This is a genomic window from Streptomyces sp. NBC_00457 (assembly GCF_036014015.1).
Lineage (GTDB): Bacteria > Actinomycetota > Actinomycetes > Streptomycetales > Streptomycetaceae > Streptomyces.
This window is the reverse complement of record NZ_CP107905.1, coordinates 4,627,462-4,642,974: the sequence shown is the minus strand read 5'-3', so window position 1 is coordinate 4,642,974 and position 15,513 is coordinate 4,627,462. Positions and strand designations below refer to the sequence as shown.

Below are 15,513 nucleotides of genomic sequence, written 5' to 3'. Positions count from 1 at the left end.
CTCGCGAAATGACCGCCGCCTGAGGCTTTGCGCCTTGAGGCAACGGTCGTAGCGGGCCGAACGTACGCCCGCCAGACATGTACACACGGCACCAGCCGAATTAGTGGAAGGAAAGCCATCGTGGCTCTCACCCAGGACGAACTGCTCGCCGAGTTCGAGGGCATGACCCTCATCCAGCTCTCCGAGTTCGTGAAGGCGTTCGAGGAGAAGTTCGACGTCACCGCCGCCGCTGCGGTCGCCGTCGCCGGCCCGGCCGCTGCCGGCGGCGCCCCGGCCGAGGCCGAGGCCGAGCAGGACGAGTTCGACGTCATCCTCACGGGTGCCGGCGAGAAGAAGATCCAGGTCATCAAGGTCGTGCGTGAGCTGACCTCGCTGGGCCTGAAGGAGGCCAAGGACCTCGTGGACGGCGCCCCGAAGCCCGTCGTCGAGAAGGTCGCCAAGGAGGCCGCCGAGAAGGCTGCCGAGTCCCTCAAGGCCGCCGGCGCCTCCGTCGAGGTCAAGTAACACCTCAACGGGTCCTCGAGGATCCGTTGCGAGCTGATACAGCCGTAGGGCTGTAACGCGAGCGCACCGAAGAGCGATCATCCATCCGGGTGGTCGCTCTTCGGCGTTCCCGGTGCCTGGTGGTGGCGGCCTTGCACGGGCGGATGCGCGGAGTAGGGTGATCTTCGTCGTGTCTCCGGGCACCTCCGAAGTCGGCCGCAAGTGACGATGGCAGCACCCGGTTTGGGCAAGGGGGGCCTTGACGAACCGCACGCAGCGCGCAATTCTCAGGACGCGTCGTCACAACGATCCGGATCCGAGGCATGGATCGACGGCGAAGAGGGAAGCATCGAAGTGCATTGAGGGCGTGGCTTGCAGCAGGGGTTGAGAACAACGAGGGTCTTCAAAAACCCGAACTGGACATCAGTGGGCCTTGTGGCTACACTGACCCTTTGCGCTGCCTGTTAGCTGTCCCCTGCCCGTCACCAGGGGCATGCCCTCCCTTGAGCACCGACGATCAGAACGTCCCTGACCTGGCCTTTTGGCTAAATCAGGGAGTGCTGTCTCTGTGCGCAGGAGGGGGACCGGTACGCGCGTAGTGAGTCCGAGCCCTCGGAAGGACCCCCTCTTGGCCGCCTCGCGCACTGCCTCGACCGCGAATACGAACAACGGCGCCAGCACCGCCCCGCTGCGCATCTCCTTTGCAAAGATCAAGGAGCCCCTCGAGGTTCCCAACCTGCTCGCGCTGCAGACCGAGAGCTTCGACTGGCTGCTCGGCAACACCGCCTGGCAGAGTCGGGTCGAGGCGGCTCTGGAGTCCGGTCAGGACGTCCCCACCAAGTCCGGTCTGGAGGAGATCTTCGAGGAGATCTCTCCGATCGAGGACTTTTCCGGGTCGATGTCGCTGACTTTCCGCGACCACCGTTTCGAGCCTCCGAAGAACTCCATCGACGAGTGCAAGGAGCGCGACTTCACGTACGCCGCCCCGCTCTTCGTCACCGCCGAGTTCACCAACAACGAGACCGGCGAGATCAAGTCCCAGACCGTCTTCATGGGCGACTTCCCGCTCATGACCGGCAAGGGCACCTTCGTCATCAACGGCACCGAGCGTGTCGTGGTGTCGCAGCTGGTCCGCTCGCCCGGCGTCTACTTCGACTCCTCCATCGACAAGACGTCCGACAAGGACATCTTCTCCGCCAAGATCATCCCGTCCCGGGGTGCCTGGCTGGAGATGGAGATCGACAAGCGCGACATGGTCGGTGTCCGCATCGACCGCAAGCGCAAGCAGTCCGTCACCGTTCTCCTGAAGGCTCTCGGCTGGACCACCGAGCAGATCCTCGAGGAGTTCGGCGAGTACGAATCCATGCGCGCCACCCTGGAGAAGGACCACACCCAGGGCCAGGACGACGCGCTGCTCGACATCTACCGCAAGCTGCGTCCGGGCGAGCCCCCCACCCGGGAGGCCGCGCAGACGCTGCTCGAGAACCTCTACTTCAACCCGAAGCGTTACGACCTCGCCAAGGTCGGCCGCTACAAGGTGAACAAGAAGCTCGGTGCGGACGAGCCGCTGGACGCCGGTGTGCTCACCACCGACGACATCATCGCCACCATCAAGTACCTGGTGAAGCTGCACGCCGGTGAGACCGAGACGGTCGGTGAGTCCGGTCGCTCGATCATGGTTGAGACCGACGACATCGACCACTTCGGCAACCGTCGTATCCGCAGCGTCGGCGAGCTGATCCAGAACCAGGTCCGTACGGGTCTCGCCCGTATGGAGCGCGTCGTGCGTGAGCGCATGACCACGCAGGACGTCGAGGCGATCACGCCGCAGACCCTGATCAACATCCGGCCGGTCGTCGCCTCCATCAAGGAGTTCTTCGGCACCAGCCAGCTGTCCCAGTTCATGGACCAGAACAACCCGCTGTCGGGGCTGACGCACAAGCGTCGTCTGAACGCCCTCGGCCCGGGTGGTCTCTCCCGTGAGCGGGCCGGCTTCGAGGTCCGTGACGTTCACCCGTCGCACTACGGCCGCATGTGCCCGATCGAGACGCCTGAAGGCCCGAACATCGGTCTGATCGGCTCGCTCGCCTCCTACGGCCGGGTCAACGCGTTCGGCTTCATCGAGACGCCGTACCGCAAGGTCGTCGACGGTGTCGTCACCGACGACGTCGACTACCTGACCGCCGACGAGGAGGACCGGTTCGTCATCGCGCAGGCCAACGCGCCGCTCTCCGAGGACTTCCGGTTCGAGGAGTCCCGCGTGCTGGTCCGCCGCCGTGGCGGCGAGGTCGACTACGTCCCCGGTGACGACGTCGACTACATGGACGTCTCGCCGCGCCAGATGGTGTCGGTCGCGACCGCCATGATCCCGTTCCTGGAGCACGACGACGCCAACCGTGCCCTCATGGGCGCGAACATGATGCGGCAGGCCGTGCCGCTCATCAAGTCCGAGGCCCCGCTCGTCGGCACCGGCATGGAGTACCGCTCCGCCGTCGACGCCGGTGACGTGGTCAAGGCCGAGAAGGCGGGTGTCGTCCAGGAGGTCTCCGCGGACTACATCACCACCGCCAACGACGACGGCACATACATCACGTACCGTCTGGCCAAGTTCGCCCGCTCCAACCAGGGCACCTCGGTCAACCAGAAGGTCATCGTCCACGAGGGCGACCGGATCATCGAGGGCCAGGTCCTCGCCGACGGTCCGGCCACCCAGCAGGGCGAGATGGCGCTGGGCAAGAACCTGCTCGTGGCGTTCATGCCGTGGGAGGGTCACAACTACGAGGACGCGATCATCCTGTCGCAGCGCCTCGTGCAGGACGACGTCCTCTCCTCGATCCACATCGAGGAGCACGAGGTCGACGCCCGTGACACCAAGCTCGGCCCCGAGGAGATCACCCGGGACATCCCGAACGTCTCCGAGGAGGTCCTCGCCGACCTCGACGAGCGCGGCATCATCCGTATCGGTGCCGAGGTCGTCGCCGGCGACATCCTGGTCGGCAAGGTCACGCCCAAGGGCGAGACCGAGCTGACCCCGGAGGAGCGCCTGCTCCGTGCGATCTTCGGTGAGAAGGCCCGTGAGGTCCGTGACACCTCGCTGAAGGTGCCGCACGGCGAGATCGGCAAGGTCATCGGCGTCCGTGTCTTCGACCGTGAAGAGGGCGACGAACTGCCGCCGGGCGTGAACCAGCTGGTTCGTGTCTACGTGGCGCAGAAGCGCAAGATCACGGACGGTGACAAGCTCGCCGGCCGTCACGGCAACAAGGGTGTCATCTCCAAGATCCTGCCCATCGAGGACATGCCGTTCCTCGAGGACGGGACCCCGGTCGACATCATCCTGAACCCGCTGGGTGTGCCGTCCCGAATGAACCCGGGACAGGTCCTGGAGATCCACCTCGGCTGGCTCGCCAGCCGCGGCTGGGACGTCTCCGGCCTCGCGGAGGACTGGGCGCAGCGACTCCAGGTCATCGGCGCCGACCAGGTCGACGCGGGCACGAACGTCGCGACCCCCGTCTTCGACGGTGCGCGTGAGGACGAGCTCGCCGGTCTGCTGCAGCACACCATCCCGAACCGCGACGGCGACCGCATGGTCCTCCCGTCCGGCAAGGCGCGGCTGTTCGACGGCCGTAGCGGTGAGCCGTTCCCGGAGCCGATCTCGGTCGGCTACATGTACATCTTGAAGCTGCACCACCTGGTCGACGACAAGCTGCACGCCCGTTCGACCGGTCCGTACTCGATGATCACCCAGCAGCCGCTGGGTGGTAAGGCCCAGTTCGGTGGCCAGCGGTTCGGCGAGATGGAGGTGTGGGCGCTGGAGGCTTATGGCGCCGCGTACGCCCTCCAGGAGCTGCTGACCATCAAGTCCGACGACGTCACCGGCCGCGTGAAGGTCTACGAGGCCATCGTCAAGGGCGAGAACATCCCGGAGCCCGGCATCCCCGAGTCCTTCAAGGTGCTCATCAAGGAGATGCAGTCTCTCTGCCTGAATGTGGAGGTGCTGTCCAGCGACGGTATGTCCATCGAGATGCGTGACACAGACGAGGATGTCTTCCGCGCTGCGGAGGAGCTCGGCATCGACCTGTCCCGGCGTGAGCCGAGCAGCGTCGAAGAGGTCTGACGGAGTCCGGCGGGCCTTTCTGAGAGATCAGCAAAGGCCCGCCGACCCCGCGACCCCGTATCAGACCCCAAGACTTACGACCCTGAGAGGGATTGACGCATAGTGCTCGACGTCAACTTCTTCGACGAGCTCCGGATCGGCCTGGCCACCGCTGACGACATCCGTCAGTGGAGCCACGGCGAGGTCAAGAAGCCCGAGACGATCAACTACCGCACCCTCAAGCCCGAAAAGGACGGACTCTTCTGCGAGAAGATCTTCGGTCCGACCCGGGACTGGGAGTGCTACTGCGGCAAGTACAAGCGTGTCCGGTTCAAGGGCATCATCTGTGAGCGCTGCGGCGTCGAGGTGACTCGCGCCAAGGTGCGCCGTGAGCGGATGGGCCACATCGAACTGGCCGCCCCCGTCACGCACATCTGGTACTTCAAGGGTGTCCCGTCGCGCCTCGGCTACCTGCTGGACCTGGCGCCCAAGGACCTCGAGAAGGTCATCTACTTCGCGGCGTACATGATCACGTACGTCGACGAGGAGCGCCGTACTCGCGACCTGCCCTCCCTGGAGGCGCATGTCTCCGTCGAGCGGCAGCAGGTCGAGAACCGTCGCGACTCCGACCTGGAGGCCCGCGCCAAGAAGCTCGAGACCGACCTGGCCGAGCTCGAGGCCGAGGGCGCCAAGGCCGACGTGCGCCGCAAGGTGCGCGAAGGTGCCGAGCGGGAGATGAAGCAGCTGCGTGACCGTGCGCAGCGCGAGATCGACCGGCTCGACGAGGTGTGGACCCGCTTCAAGAACCTCAAGGTCCAGGACCTCGAGGGCGACGAGCTGCTCTACCGCGAGCTGCGGGACCGCTTCGGCACGTACTTCGACGGTTCGATGGGTGCCGCGGCGCTGCAGAAGCGCCTGGAGTCCTTCGACCTCGACGAGGAGGCCGAGCGTCTCCGCGAGATCATCCGTACCGGCAAGGGCCAGAAGAAGACCCGTGCGCTGAAGCGGCTGAAGGTCGTGTCTGCCTTCCTGCAGACCTCCAACAGCCCCAAGGGCATGGTCCTCGACTGCGTCCCGGTCATCCCGCCGGACCTTCGCCCGATGGTGCAGCTGGACGGTGGCCGCTTCGCGACCTCCGACCTGAACGACCTGTACCGCCGTGTGATCAACCGCAACAACCGTCTGAAGAGGCTCCTCGACCTCGGCGCGCCCGAGATCATCGTCAACAACGAGAAGCGCATGCTTCAGGAGGCTGTTGACGCCCTCTTCGACAACGGTCGTCGTGGCCGTCCGGTGACCGGTCCCGGTAACCGTCCCCTGAAGTCCCTCAGCGACATGCTGAAGGGCAAGCAGGGCCGCTTCCGTCAGAACCTACTCGGTAAGCGTGTGGACTACTCCGCGCGTTCCGTGATCGTCGTCGGTCCGCAGCTGAAGCTGCACCAGTGCGGTCTGCCGAAGGCGATGGCGCTGGAGCTCTTCAAGCCGTTCGTGATGAAGCGCCTGGTGGACCTGAACCACGCGCAGAACATCAAGAGCGCGAAGCGCATGGTGGAGCGCGGCCGCACGGTCGTGTACGACGTCCTCGAAGAGGTCATCGCCGAGCACCCGGTTCTGCTGAACCGTGCTCCCACCCTGCACCGCCTCGGCATCCAGGCCTTCGAGCCGCAGCTGGTCGAGGGCAAGGCCATCCAGATCCACCCGCTCGTCTGCACCGCGTTCAACGCGGACTTCGACGGCGACCAGATGGCCGTACACCTTCCGCTGTCCGCGGAGGCGCAGGCCGAGGCGCGCATCCTGATGCTGTCCTCGAACAACATCCTCAAGCCCGCCGACGGCCGTCCGGTGACGATGCCGACCCAGGACATGGTCCTCGGTCTGTTCTTCCTCACCACCGACGGCGAGATGCGGGACGTCAAGGGCGAGGGCCGGTCCTTCGGCTCGGCGGCCGAGGCGATCATGGCGTTCGACGCCGGCGAGCTCTCGCTGCAGTCGCGCGTGGACATCCGCTTCCCGGTGGGCACCATCCCGCCGCGCGGCTGGACCCCGCCGACGCAGGAAGAGGGCGACCCGGAGTGGCAGCAGGGTGACAGCTTCCGGCTGAACACCACGCTGGGCCGCGCGCTCTTCAACGAGCTGCTGCCCGAGGACTACCCGTTCGTCGACTACGAGGTCGGCAAGAAGCAGCTCTCCGAGATCGTCAACGACCTCGCCGAGCGCTACCCCAAGGTCATCGTGGCGGCGACGCTCGACAACCTGAAGGCAGCCGGCTTCTACTGGGCGACCCGTTCCGGCGTCACCGTGGCCATCTCCGACGTCGTCGTTCCCGAGGCGAAGAAGGAGATCGTCAAGGGTTACGAGGCGCAGGACGAGAAGGTCCAGAAGCAGTACGAGCGCGGTCTGATCACCAAGGACGAGCGCACCCAGGAACTCATCGCGATCTGGACCAAGGCGACCAACGAGGTCGCCGAGGCCATGAACGAGAACTTCCCGAAGACCAACCCGATCTTCATGATGGTGAACTCGGGCGCACGAGGCAACATGATGCAGATGCGTCAGATCGCCGGTATGCGTGGTCTGGTGTCGAACGCCAAGAACGAGACGATTCCGCGTCCGATCAAGGCCTCGTTCCGTGAGGGTCTGTCGGTGCTGGAGTACTTCATCTCCACGCACGGTGCCCGTAAGGGTCTCGCCGACACCGCCCTGCGTACCGCCGACTCGGGTTACCTGACCCGTCGTCTGGTGGACGTCTCGCAGGACGTGATCATCCGCGAGGAGGACTGCGGTACCGAGCGCGGTCTGAAGCTGAAGATCGCCGAGCGCGGCGCCGACGGCACGCTCCGCAAGACCGATGACGTCGAGACCAGCGTCTACGCCCGCATGCTCGCCGAGGACGTCGTCGTCGACGGCAAGGTGATCGCGCCGGCCAACGTGGACCTCGGCGATGTGCTCATCGACCAGCTGGTGCACCACGGCATCGAGCAGGTGAAGACCCGTTCGATCCTGACCTGCGAGTCCCAGGTCGGCACCTGCGCCATGTGCTACGGCCGCTCGCTGGCCACCGGCAAGCTGGTCGACATCGGTGAGGCGGTCGGCATCATCGCCGCCCAGTCCATCGGTGAGCCCGGCACCCAGCTGACGATGCGTACCTTCCACACCGGTGGTGTGGCCGGTGACGACATCACCCAGGGTCTGCCGCGTGTCGTCGAGCTCTTCGAGGCCCGTACCCCGAAGGGTGTCGCCCCGATCTCCGAGGCCCAGGGCCGCGTGCGGATCGAGGAGACCGAGAAGACCAAGAAGATCGTCATCACCCCGGACGACGGCAGCGACGAGACGGCGTTCCCGATCTCGAAGCGTGCCCGGCTCCTGGTCAGCGAGGGCGAGCACGTCGAGGTGGGCCAGAAGCTCACCGTGGGTGCCACCAACCCGCACGACGTGCTGCGCATTCTGGGCCAGCGTGCCGTCCAGGTCCACCTGGTCGGCGAGGTCCAGAAGGTCTACAACTCGCAGGGTGTGTCGATCCACGACAAGCACATCGAGATCATCATCCGGCAGATGCTCCGCCGCGTGACGATCATCGAGTCCGGCGACGCCGAGCTGCTGCCCGGCGAGCTGGTCGAGCGCACGAAGTTCGAGACCGAGAACCGTCGTGTGGTCCAGGAGGGCGGTCACCCGGCCTCCGGTCGTCCGCAGCTGATGGGTATCACCAAGGCCTCGCTGGCGACGGAATCCTGGCTGTCGGCCGCCTCCTTCCAGGAGACGACCCGAGTCCTGACGGACGCGGCGATCAACGCCAAGTCCGACAGCCTCATCGGCCTCAAGGAGAACGTCATCATCGGTAAGCTCATCCCGGCCGGTACGGGCCTGTCCCGCTACCGCAACATCCGGGTCGAGCCGACCGAGGAGGCCAAGGCCGCGATGTACTCGGCCGTCGGCTACGACGACATCGACTACTCGCCGTTCGGCACGGGCTCCGGCCAGGCCGTTCCGCTGGAGGACTACGACTACGGTCCGTACAACCAGTAAGCGAGTCGCTTGAGTTGCTTGAACTGAAGGGCGGTCACCTCTCGGGGTGGCCGCCCTTCGGCGTCTCAGGGGACTCTCCGGGTTTTCTCCGGGTCGTCCCTGGTGCCGGAGATGCCGGTTTCGGCGCATGATGGAGGCACTCCGACCGATACGGGGGGTGGTGCTCCATGACGCATCCGTCGTGGCAGCCGTGGCAGGGCAACGGCACGCCGCAGTCGTGGCAGGGAAGCGGGAGTCCTGCCCCGCAGCGGTGGCAGGGGGGCGGTGTCCCGCAGCCATGGGCCGGCCAGGGCAGCCCGTCCATGCTCGCCTCGCACGCCGACCGTGAGCGTGCCGTGGACGTGCTCAGAGCGGGGTTCGGCGAGGGGCGGCTGGAGCAGGGGGAGTTCGAGAAGCGGGTCGGGCGGGCCTACGCGGCCCGTACGGTGGGTGAGCTGGCGCTGCTGGTCGCCGACCTGCCGCAGGGGCCCGTACCGCACCCTGCGCCCGTCACGCACGTGCCGGGGACCTTTCTGCCGGCCCGGCCGCAGACGAACGGCAAGGCGGTCGGTTCCGCGGTGTGCGGTGCGCTGTGCCTGCTGACGTTCGGGCTGACCGGCGTCCCCGCGGTGGTCCTGGGCCACGCCGCCCGCGCCGAGATCCGCCGGACCGGGGAGGCGGGCGATGCGCTCGCGCTCACGGGGCTGGTGATCGGCTGGCTGTCAACGGTGGGCTGGGCGATCATGCTGGCCGCGATGATCGTGGCAGCCGCAGCGTCCGCGTGACGCGCTCGGATCGTCGATTCGAAGATCATCAGCCGCACAGGGGCTTGACATGCTCCGTGCCGCGATCCGGCCGAGGCCCATTTGTTTTGACCGCAGCGAATGAGGTAGGTACGCTCAGACCTTGTGCCTGGGGTGTGCCCTGGCTCTCGTGCGTGCCTTCAACCGCACTGGGGTCCGAGAGCGGCCACCGTAATCTGCGCCTCTTTCTGCCTGGCGGCGGGAGTCTGCGGGTTCGACACACCCGACCGCGTGGGTCGGCGACGTTCCAGGTTAGCTTCACCATTCGGCACACAGAAACCGGAGAAGTAGTGCCTACGATCCAGCAGCTGGTCCGGAAGGGCCGGCAGGACAAGGTCGAGAAGAACAAGACGCCCGCACTCGAGGGTTCCCCTCAGCGCCGCGGCGTCTGCACGCGTGTGTTCACGACCACCCCGAAGAAGCCGAACTCGGCCCTGCGTAAGGTCGCGCGTGTGCGTCTGACCAGCGGGATCGAAGTCACCGCTTACATTCCGGGTGAGGGACACAACCTGCAGGAGCACTCCATCGTGCTCGTGCGTGGCGGCCGTGTGAAGGACCTGCCGGGTGTTCGCTACAAGATCATCCGTGGCTCCCTCGACACCCAGGGTGTCAAGAACCGCAAGCAGGCCCGCAGCCGCTACGGCGCCAAGAAGGAGAAGTAAGAATGCCTCGTAAGGGCCCCGCCCCGAAGCGCCCGGTCATCATCGACCCGGTCTACGGTTCTCCTCTGGTGACCTCCCTCATCAACAAGGTGCTGCTGAACGGCAAGCGCTCCACCGCCGAGCGCATCGTGTACGGCGCCATGGAGGGTCTGCGTGAGAAGACGGGCAACGACCCGATCATCACGCTGAAGCGCGCGCTGGAGAACATCAAGCCGACCCTCGAGGTCAAGTCCCGCCGTGTCGGTGGCGCCACCTACCAGGTTCCGATCGAGGTCAAGCCCGGTCGTGCCAACACCCTGGCGCTGCGCTGGCTGGTCGGTTACTCCCGCGCCCGTCGCGAGAAGACCATGACCGAGCGTCTGCTCAACGAGCTTCTCGACGCTTCGAACGGCCTTGGTGCGGCCGTCAAGAAGCGCGAGGACACGCACAAGATGGCCGAGTCCAACAAGGCCTTCGCGCACTACCGCTGGTAGTCGCTACCCCATCGAGAGAACCGAGAGAAGACGAAAGCCTTATGGCTACCACTTCGCTTGACCTGGCCAAGGTGCGCAATATCGGCATCATGGCCCACATCGACGCGGGCAAGACGACCACCACCGAGCGGATCCTGTTCTACACCGGCGTTTCGTACAAGATCGGTGAGGTCCACGACGGCGCTGCCACCATGGACTGGATGGAGCAGGAGCAGGAGCGTGGCATCACGATCACCTCTGCTGCCACCACCTGTCACTGGCCGCTGGAAGACGTCGACCACACCATCAACATCATCGACACCCCGGGCCACGTGGACTTCACCGTCGAGGTGGAGCGTTCGCTGCGTGTGCTCGACGGCGCGGTGACGGTGTTCGACGGCGTCGCCGGCGTTGAGCCCCAGTCCGAGACGGTGTGGCGTCAGGCGGACCGCTACGGCGTTCCGCGCATCTGCTTCGTGAACAAGCTCGACCGTACGGGCGCCGAGTTCCACCGCTGCGTGGACATGATCTCGGACCGTCTGGGCGCGCAGCCGATCGTCATGCAGCTCCCGATCGGTGCCGAGGCCGACTTCAAGGGCGTCGTCGACCTGGTCACCATGAAGGCGTTCGTGTGGTCCGCCGAGGCCACCAAGGGCGAGATGTACGACGTCGTCGACATCCCGGACACGCACACCGAGGCTGCCGAGGAGTACCGCGGCAAGCTGCTGGAGGCCGTGGCCGAGAACGACGAAGAGATCATGGAGCTGTACCTGGAGGGCGAGGAGCCTTCCGCGGAGCAGCTGTACGCCGCGATCCGTCGCATCACCATCGCGTCCGGCAAGTCCAGCGACACCACGGTCACCCCGGTGTTCTGCGGTACCGCGTTCAAGAACAAGGGCGTTCAGCCCCTGCTCGACGCGGTCGTGCGCTACCTCCCCTCCCCGCTCGACGTCGAGGCCATCGAGGGCCATGACGTCAAGGACCCGGAGCTGGTCATCCGGCGCAAGCCGTCGGACGACGAGCCGCTGTCGGCGCTGGCGTTCAAGATCATGAGCGACCCGCACCTCGGCAAGCTCACCTTCGTCCGGGTCTACTCGGGCCGCCTGGAGTCCGGCACCGCCGTGCTGAACTCCGTCAAGGGCAGGAAGGAGCGCATCGGCAAGATCTACCGCATGCACGCGAACAAGCGTGAGGAGATCGAGTCGGTGGGCGCCGGTGACATCGTCGCCGTCATGGGCCTGAAGCAGACCACCACCGGTGAGACGCTGGCCGACGACAAGAACCCGGTGATCCTGGAGTCCATGGACTTCCCGGCGCCGGTCATCCAGGTCGCCATCGAGCCCAAGTCGAAGGGCGACCAGGAGAAGCTGGGCGTCGCGATCCAGCGCCTGGCCGAGGAGGACCCGTCCTTCCAGGTCCACTCGGACGAGGAGACCGGCCAGACCATCATCGGCGGTATGGGCGAGTTGCACCTCGAGGTGCTGGTCGACCGTATGCGCCGTGAGTTCAAGGTCGAGGCCAACGTCGGTAAGCCGCAGGTCGCGTACCGTGAGACGATCCGCAAGGCCGTCGAGCGCGTGGACTACACCCACAAGAAGCAGACCGGTGGTACCGGTCAGTTCGCCAAGGTGCAGATCGCGATCGAGCCCATCGAGGGTGGCGACGCCTCCTACGAGTTCGTGAACAAGGTGACCGGTGGTCGTATCCCGAAGGAGTACATCCCTTCGGTCGACGCCGGTGCGCAGGAGGCCATGCAGTTCGGCATCCTCGCCGGGTACGAGATGACGGGCGTCCGCGTCATTCTTCTCGACGGTGCCTACCACGAGGTCGACTCCTCCGAGCTCGCGTTCAAGATCGCCGGTTCGCAGGCCTTCAAGGAGGCCGCGCGCAAGGCCAGCCCCGTGCTGCTCGAGCCGATGATGGCCGTCGAGGTCACCACGCCCGAGGACTACATGGGTGAGGTCATCGGCGACATCAACTCCCGCCGTGGTCAGATCCAGGCCATGGAGGAGCGGGCCGGTGCCCGCGTCGTGAAGGGTCTCGTGCCCCTCTCGGAGATGTTCGGCTACGTCGGAGACCTCCGCAGCAAGACGTCGGGTCGCGCAAGCTACTCGATGCAGTTCGACTCCTACGCCGAGGTTCCGCGGAACGTCGCCGAGGAGATCATCGCGAAGGCCAAGGGCGAGTAACGCACTCCGTTCACACGCTTTAGGCTTGACTCCGGAGCCTCAGGGGGCATTCCGCCACAATCATGGTGGGAATGCCCCGGGCCCGGGCTTTCCAGCAAAGATCACCTGGCGCCGATGAAGCAAGGCGTTCAGAACCACTCCACAGGAGGACCCCAGTGGCGAAGGCGAAGTTCGAGCGGACTAAGCCGCACGTCAACATCGGCACCATCGGTCACATCGACCACGGTAAGACGACCCTCACGGCCGCCATTACCAAGGTGCTGCACGACGCGTACCCGGACCTGAACGAGGCCTCGGCCTTCGACCAGATCGACAAGGCTCCTGAGGAGCGCCAGCGCGGTATCACCATCTCCATCGCGCACGTCGAGTACCAGACGGAGACGCGTCACTACGCCCACGTCGACTGCCCCGGTCACGCGGACTACATCAAGAACATGATCACCGGTGCTGCCCAGATGGACGGCGCCATCCTCGTGGTCGCCGCCACCGACGGCCCGATGCCGCAGACCAAGGAGCACGTGCTCCTGGCCCGCCAGGTCGGCGTTCCGTACATCGTCGTCGCGCTGAACAAGGCCGACATGGTGGACGACGAGGAGATCCTGGAGCTCGTCGAGCTCGAGGTTCGTGAGCTGCTCTCCGAGTACGAGTTCCCGGGCGACGACCTTCCGGTCGTCAAGGTCTCGGCGCTCAAGGCCCTTGAGGGCGACAAGGAGTGGGGTCAGTCCGTCCTCGACCTGATGAAGGCCGTCGACGAGTCGATCCCGCAGCCCGAGCGTGACGTCGACAAGCCGTTCCTGATGCCGATCGAGGACGTCTTCACGATCACCGGTCGCGGTACGGTCGTCACCGGCCGTATCGAGCGTGGTGTCCTGAAGGTCAACGAGACCGTCGACATCGTGGGCATCAAGCAGGAGAAGACCACCACCACGGTCACCGGCATCGAGATGTTCCGCAAGCTGCTCGACGAGGGCCAGGCCGGTGAGAACGTCGGTCTGCTGCTTCGTGGCATCAAGCGCGAGGACGTCGAGCGCGGCCAGGTCATCATCAAGCCGGGCTCGGTCACCCCGCACACCGAGTTCGAGGCGCAGGCCTACATCCTGTCCAAGGACGAGGGTGGCCGCCACACGCCGTTCTTCAACAACTACCGCCCGCAGTTCTACTTCCGTACGACGGACGTGACCGGCGTGGTGACCCTCCCCGAGGGCACCGAGATGGTCATGCCGGGTGACAACACCGAGATGAAGGTGGAGCTCATCCAGCCCGTCGCCATGGAGGAGGGCCTGAAGTTCGCCATCCGTGAGGGTGGCCGGACCGTGGGCGCCGGCCAGGTCACCAAGATCAACAAGTGACCTGACCCGGTAGATCCCTGAAGGGGCCCGTACGACTTCGGTCGTGCGGGCCCTTTCGCTATGCGCTCCATGCGCTCTGTTCGAACAATTCCGATGGTTGTGCTGAGGCCAGGTGAAACCTGGTCGAACGTTGTGCGGCGGATTGGCGAGAGTTCCGGCAATTTCGAAACGCCCGCGCGAGGAATGTTCTTTTCTGTCCCGGTGGGGCGGAACGTACAGCCGTAGCGTGAACGGTCGTCCGTGGCCGTCGGGCCCCAACTACCGAGGATGGCAAGGTCTCTTGATGCAGGGTGTGCGCAGCCGCTTGTCGGTACCGATGCCGGCCGTGGTGGCCGAGCGTCCACCACAACTGACCCCCGCGCCACGCCCGGACCGGCCCACCCGCGTCGCACGGCAGCGCCCCAGGCTCTACGTCCTCGACGGCATCCGCCTCCTCGCCGCCCTGATGGTGGTCCTGCACCACTTCGTCGGCACGAGCCGGGTCAACCGGCCGGGCAACGTGATCTGGGACCGCCCCGTGTCGGAGATCATGCCGACGGTGTTCCGTGTCTCGTCCTTCGGCTGGATCGGCGTCGAGATCTTCTTCGTGATCAGCGGCTTCGTGATCTGCATGTCCTGCTGGGGCCGTACGCCCAAGGACTTCTTCGTGTCGCGGGTGATCCGCCTCTACCCGGCCTACTGGTTCGCGGTCTTCTTCACGACCGCCGTGCTGGTGCTCATGCCCGGGGTGTGGGAGCGGCTGTCGATGCGGAAGGTGCTCTTCAACCTGACGATGCTGCAAGCGGGTTCGGGCGTGCCGCACGTCGACGGCGTGTACTGGACGCTCTGGTCGGAGCTGCGGTTCTATCTGCTGTTCCTCATCGTCGTCGCCATGGGCCTGACCTACCGCCGGGTCATCATCTTCTGCTGCGTCTGGGGCGCGGCCGCGATGCTCGCCCCCATCTCCAAGTTCCCGCTCATGGTGCTGGTCGCCGACCCGAGCGCCGCGTGGTACTTCATCGCCGGCCTCGCCCTCTACCTCATGCACCGCTTCGGCCAGGACCTGCTCCTGTGGGGCATCCTCGCGATGGCCTGGCTCATGGGTCAGTTGGAGCTGGGGGAGCGGGTCGGGCACGAGGGCGTCAGCAGCTGGCGCGGCGCGGTGGTCATCTTCACCGCCTTCATGCTGTTCATGGTCGCCATCGCCCTCGGCTACACCGACCGCATCCAGTGGAAGTGGCTGGTGACGGCGGGCTGTCTGACCTATCCGCTCTACCTCGTGCACTACGTCGCCGGTACGGTCCTCATCAGCCGCCTGCACGACACGATGGACCCGCGCCTGCTGGTCGCCTCCCTCATCGCCGGCTTCATGGTGCTCAGCTGGCTCGTGCACCGGCTCGTGGAACGTCCGGCGGCACGGGCCCTGAAGAAGGGGCTGGACTCGTCCTTCGTACGGCTGCGGGGCTTCCAGCGCGCGGCCTGAGGCCTCGGATCTGCCGCC

General features: G+C 65.8%; 9 protein-coding genes. All 9 read left to right on the top strand.

The annotated features are described in order from the left end of the window. Positions 1-117 precede the first annotated feature (117 nt). The 9 genes from rplL to OG828_RS20830 all read left to right on the top strand — a co-directional run bounded on the left by rplL (position 118) and on the right by OG828_RS20830 (position 15,495). The gene (gene rplL, locus OG828_RS20870; protein WP_210572984.1) at positions 118-504 is read left to right on the top strand and encodes a 50S ribosomal protein L7/L12; all 387 of its coding nucleotides are present in this window, start codon (positions 118-120) and stop codon (positions 502-504) included. A 607-nt stretch (positions 505-1,111) separates the two neighbouring features. Beyond that, the gene (gene rpoB / locus OG828_RS20865; protein ID WP_328358884.1) at positions 1,112-4,597 is read left to right on the top strand and encodes a DNA-directed RNA polymerase subunit beta; all 3,486 of its coding nucleotides are present in this window, start codon (positions 1,112-1,114) and stop codon (positions 4,595-4,597) included. 102 nt (positions 4,598-4,699) lie between these two features. Continuing rightward, positions 4,700-8,599, top strand: a complete 3,900-nt coding sequence (locus OG828_RS20860) for a DNA-directed RNA polymerase subunit beta' (RefSeq protein WP_328358882.1) — start codon at positions 4,700-4,702, stop codon at positions 8,597-8,599. A 167-nt stretch (positions 8,600-8,766) separates the two neighbouring features. Beyond that, positions 8,767-9,363: a DUF1707 and DUF4190 domain-containing protein gene (locus OG828_RS20855; RefSeq protein ID WP_328358880.1), complete on the top strand. Its 597-nt coding sequence runs from the start codon at positions 8,767-8,769 to the stop codon at positions 9,361-9,363. A gap of 308 nt (positions 9,364-9,671) precedes the next feature. After that, positions 9,672-10,043 (top strand): 30S ribosomal protein S12, encoded by a 372-nt coding sequence (gene rpsL / locus OG828_RS20850; protein ID WP_003948652.1) that lies wholly within the window; start codon positions 9,672-9,674, stop codon positions 10,041-10,043. A 2-nt stretch (positions 10,044-10,045) separates the two neighbouring features. After that, complete coding sequence (rpsG, locus tag OG828_RS20845) at positions 10,046-10,516, top strand: 30S ribosomal protein S7 (protein ID WP_003992340.1); 471 nt, start codon at positions 10,046-10,048, stop codon at positions 10,514-10,516. A gap of 41 nt (positions 10,517-10,557) precedes the next feature. Then, positions 10,558-12,684 carry an elongation factor G gene (fusA, locus tag OG828_RS20840; RefSeq protein WP_328358877.1) on the top strand — a complete coding sequence of 709 codons (2,127 nt, stop codon included), beginning with the start codon at positions 10,558-10,560 and terminating at the stop codon, positions 12,682-12,684. Between the two features lie 155 nt (positions 12,685-12,839). Then, positions 12,840-14,033 carry an elongation factor Tu gene (gene tuf / locus OG828_RS20835; RefSeq protein WP_151482642.1) on the top strand — a complete coding sequence of 398 codons (1,194 nt, stop codon included), beginning with the start codon at positions 12,840-12,842 and terminating at the stop codon, positions 14,031-14,033. A 283-nt stretch (positions 14,034-14,316) separates the two neighbouring features. Next, positions 14,317-15,495, top strand: a complete 1,179-nt coding sequence (locus OG828_RS20830; RefSeq protein ID WP_443062423.1) for an acyltransferase family protein — start codon at positions 14,317-14,319, stop codon at positions 15,493-15,495. The last annotated feature ends 18 nt before the right edge of the window (positions 15,496-15,513 follow it).

Excerpts from the sequence above, each read along its gene's own strand:
- fusA (WP_328358877.1), top strand. The coding sequence starts at position 10,558 with ATGGCTACCACTTCGCTTGACCTGGCCAAGGTGCGCAATATCGGCATC.
- OG828_RS20855 (WP_328358880.1), top strand. The coding sequence starts at position 8,767 with ATGACGCATCCGTCGTGGCAGCCGTGGCAGGGCAACGGCACGCCGCAG.
- OG828_RS20830 (WP_443062423.1), top strand. The coding sequence starts at position 14,317 with ATGCAGGGTGTGCGCAGCCGCTTGTCGGTACCGATGCCGGCCGTGGTG.
- rpsG (WP_003992340.1), top strand. The coding sequence starts at position 10,046 with ATGCCTCGTAAGGGCCCCGCCCCGAAGCGCCCGGTCATCATCGACCCG.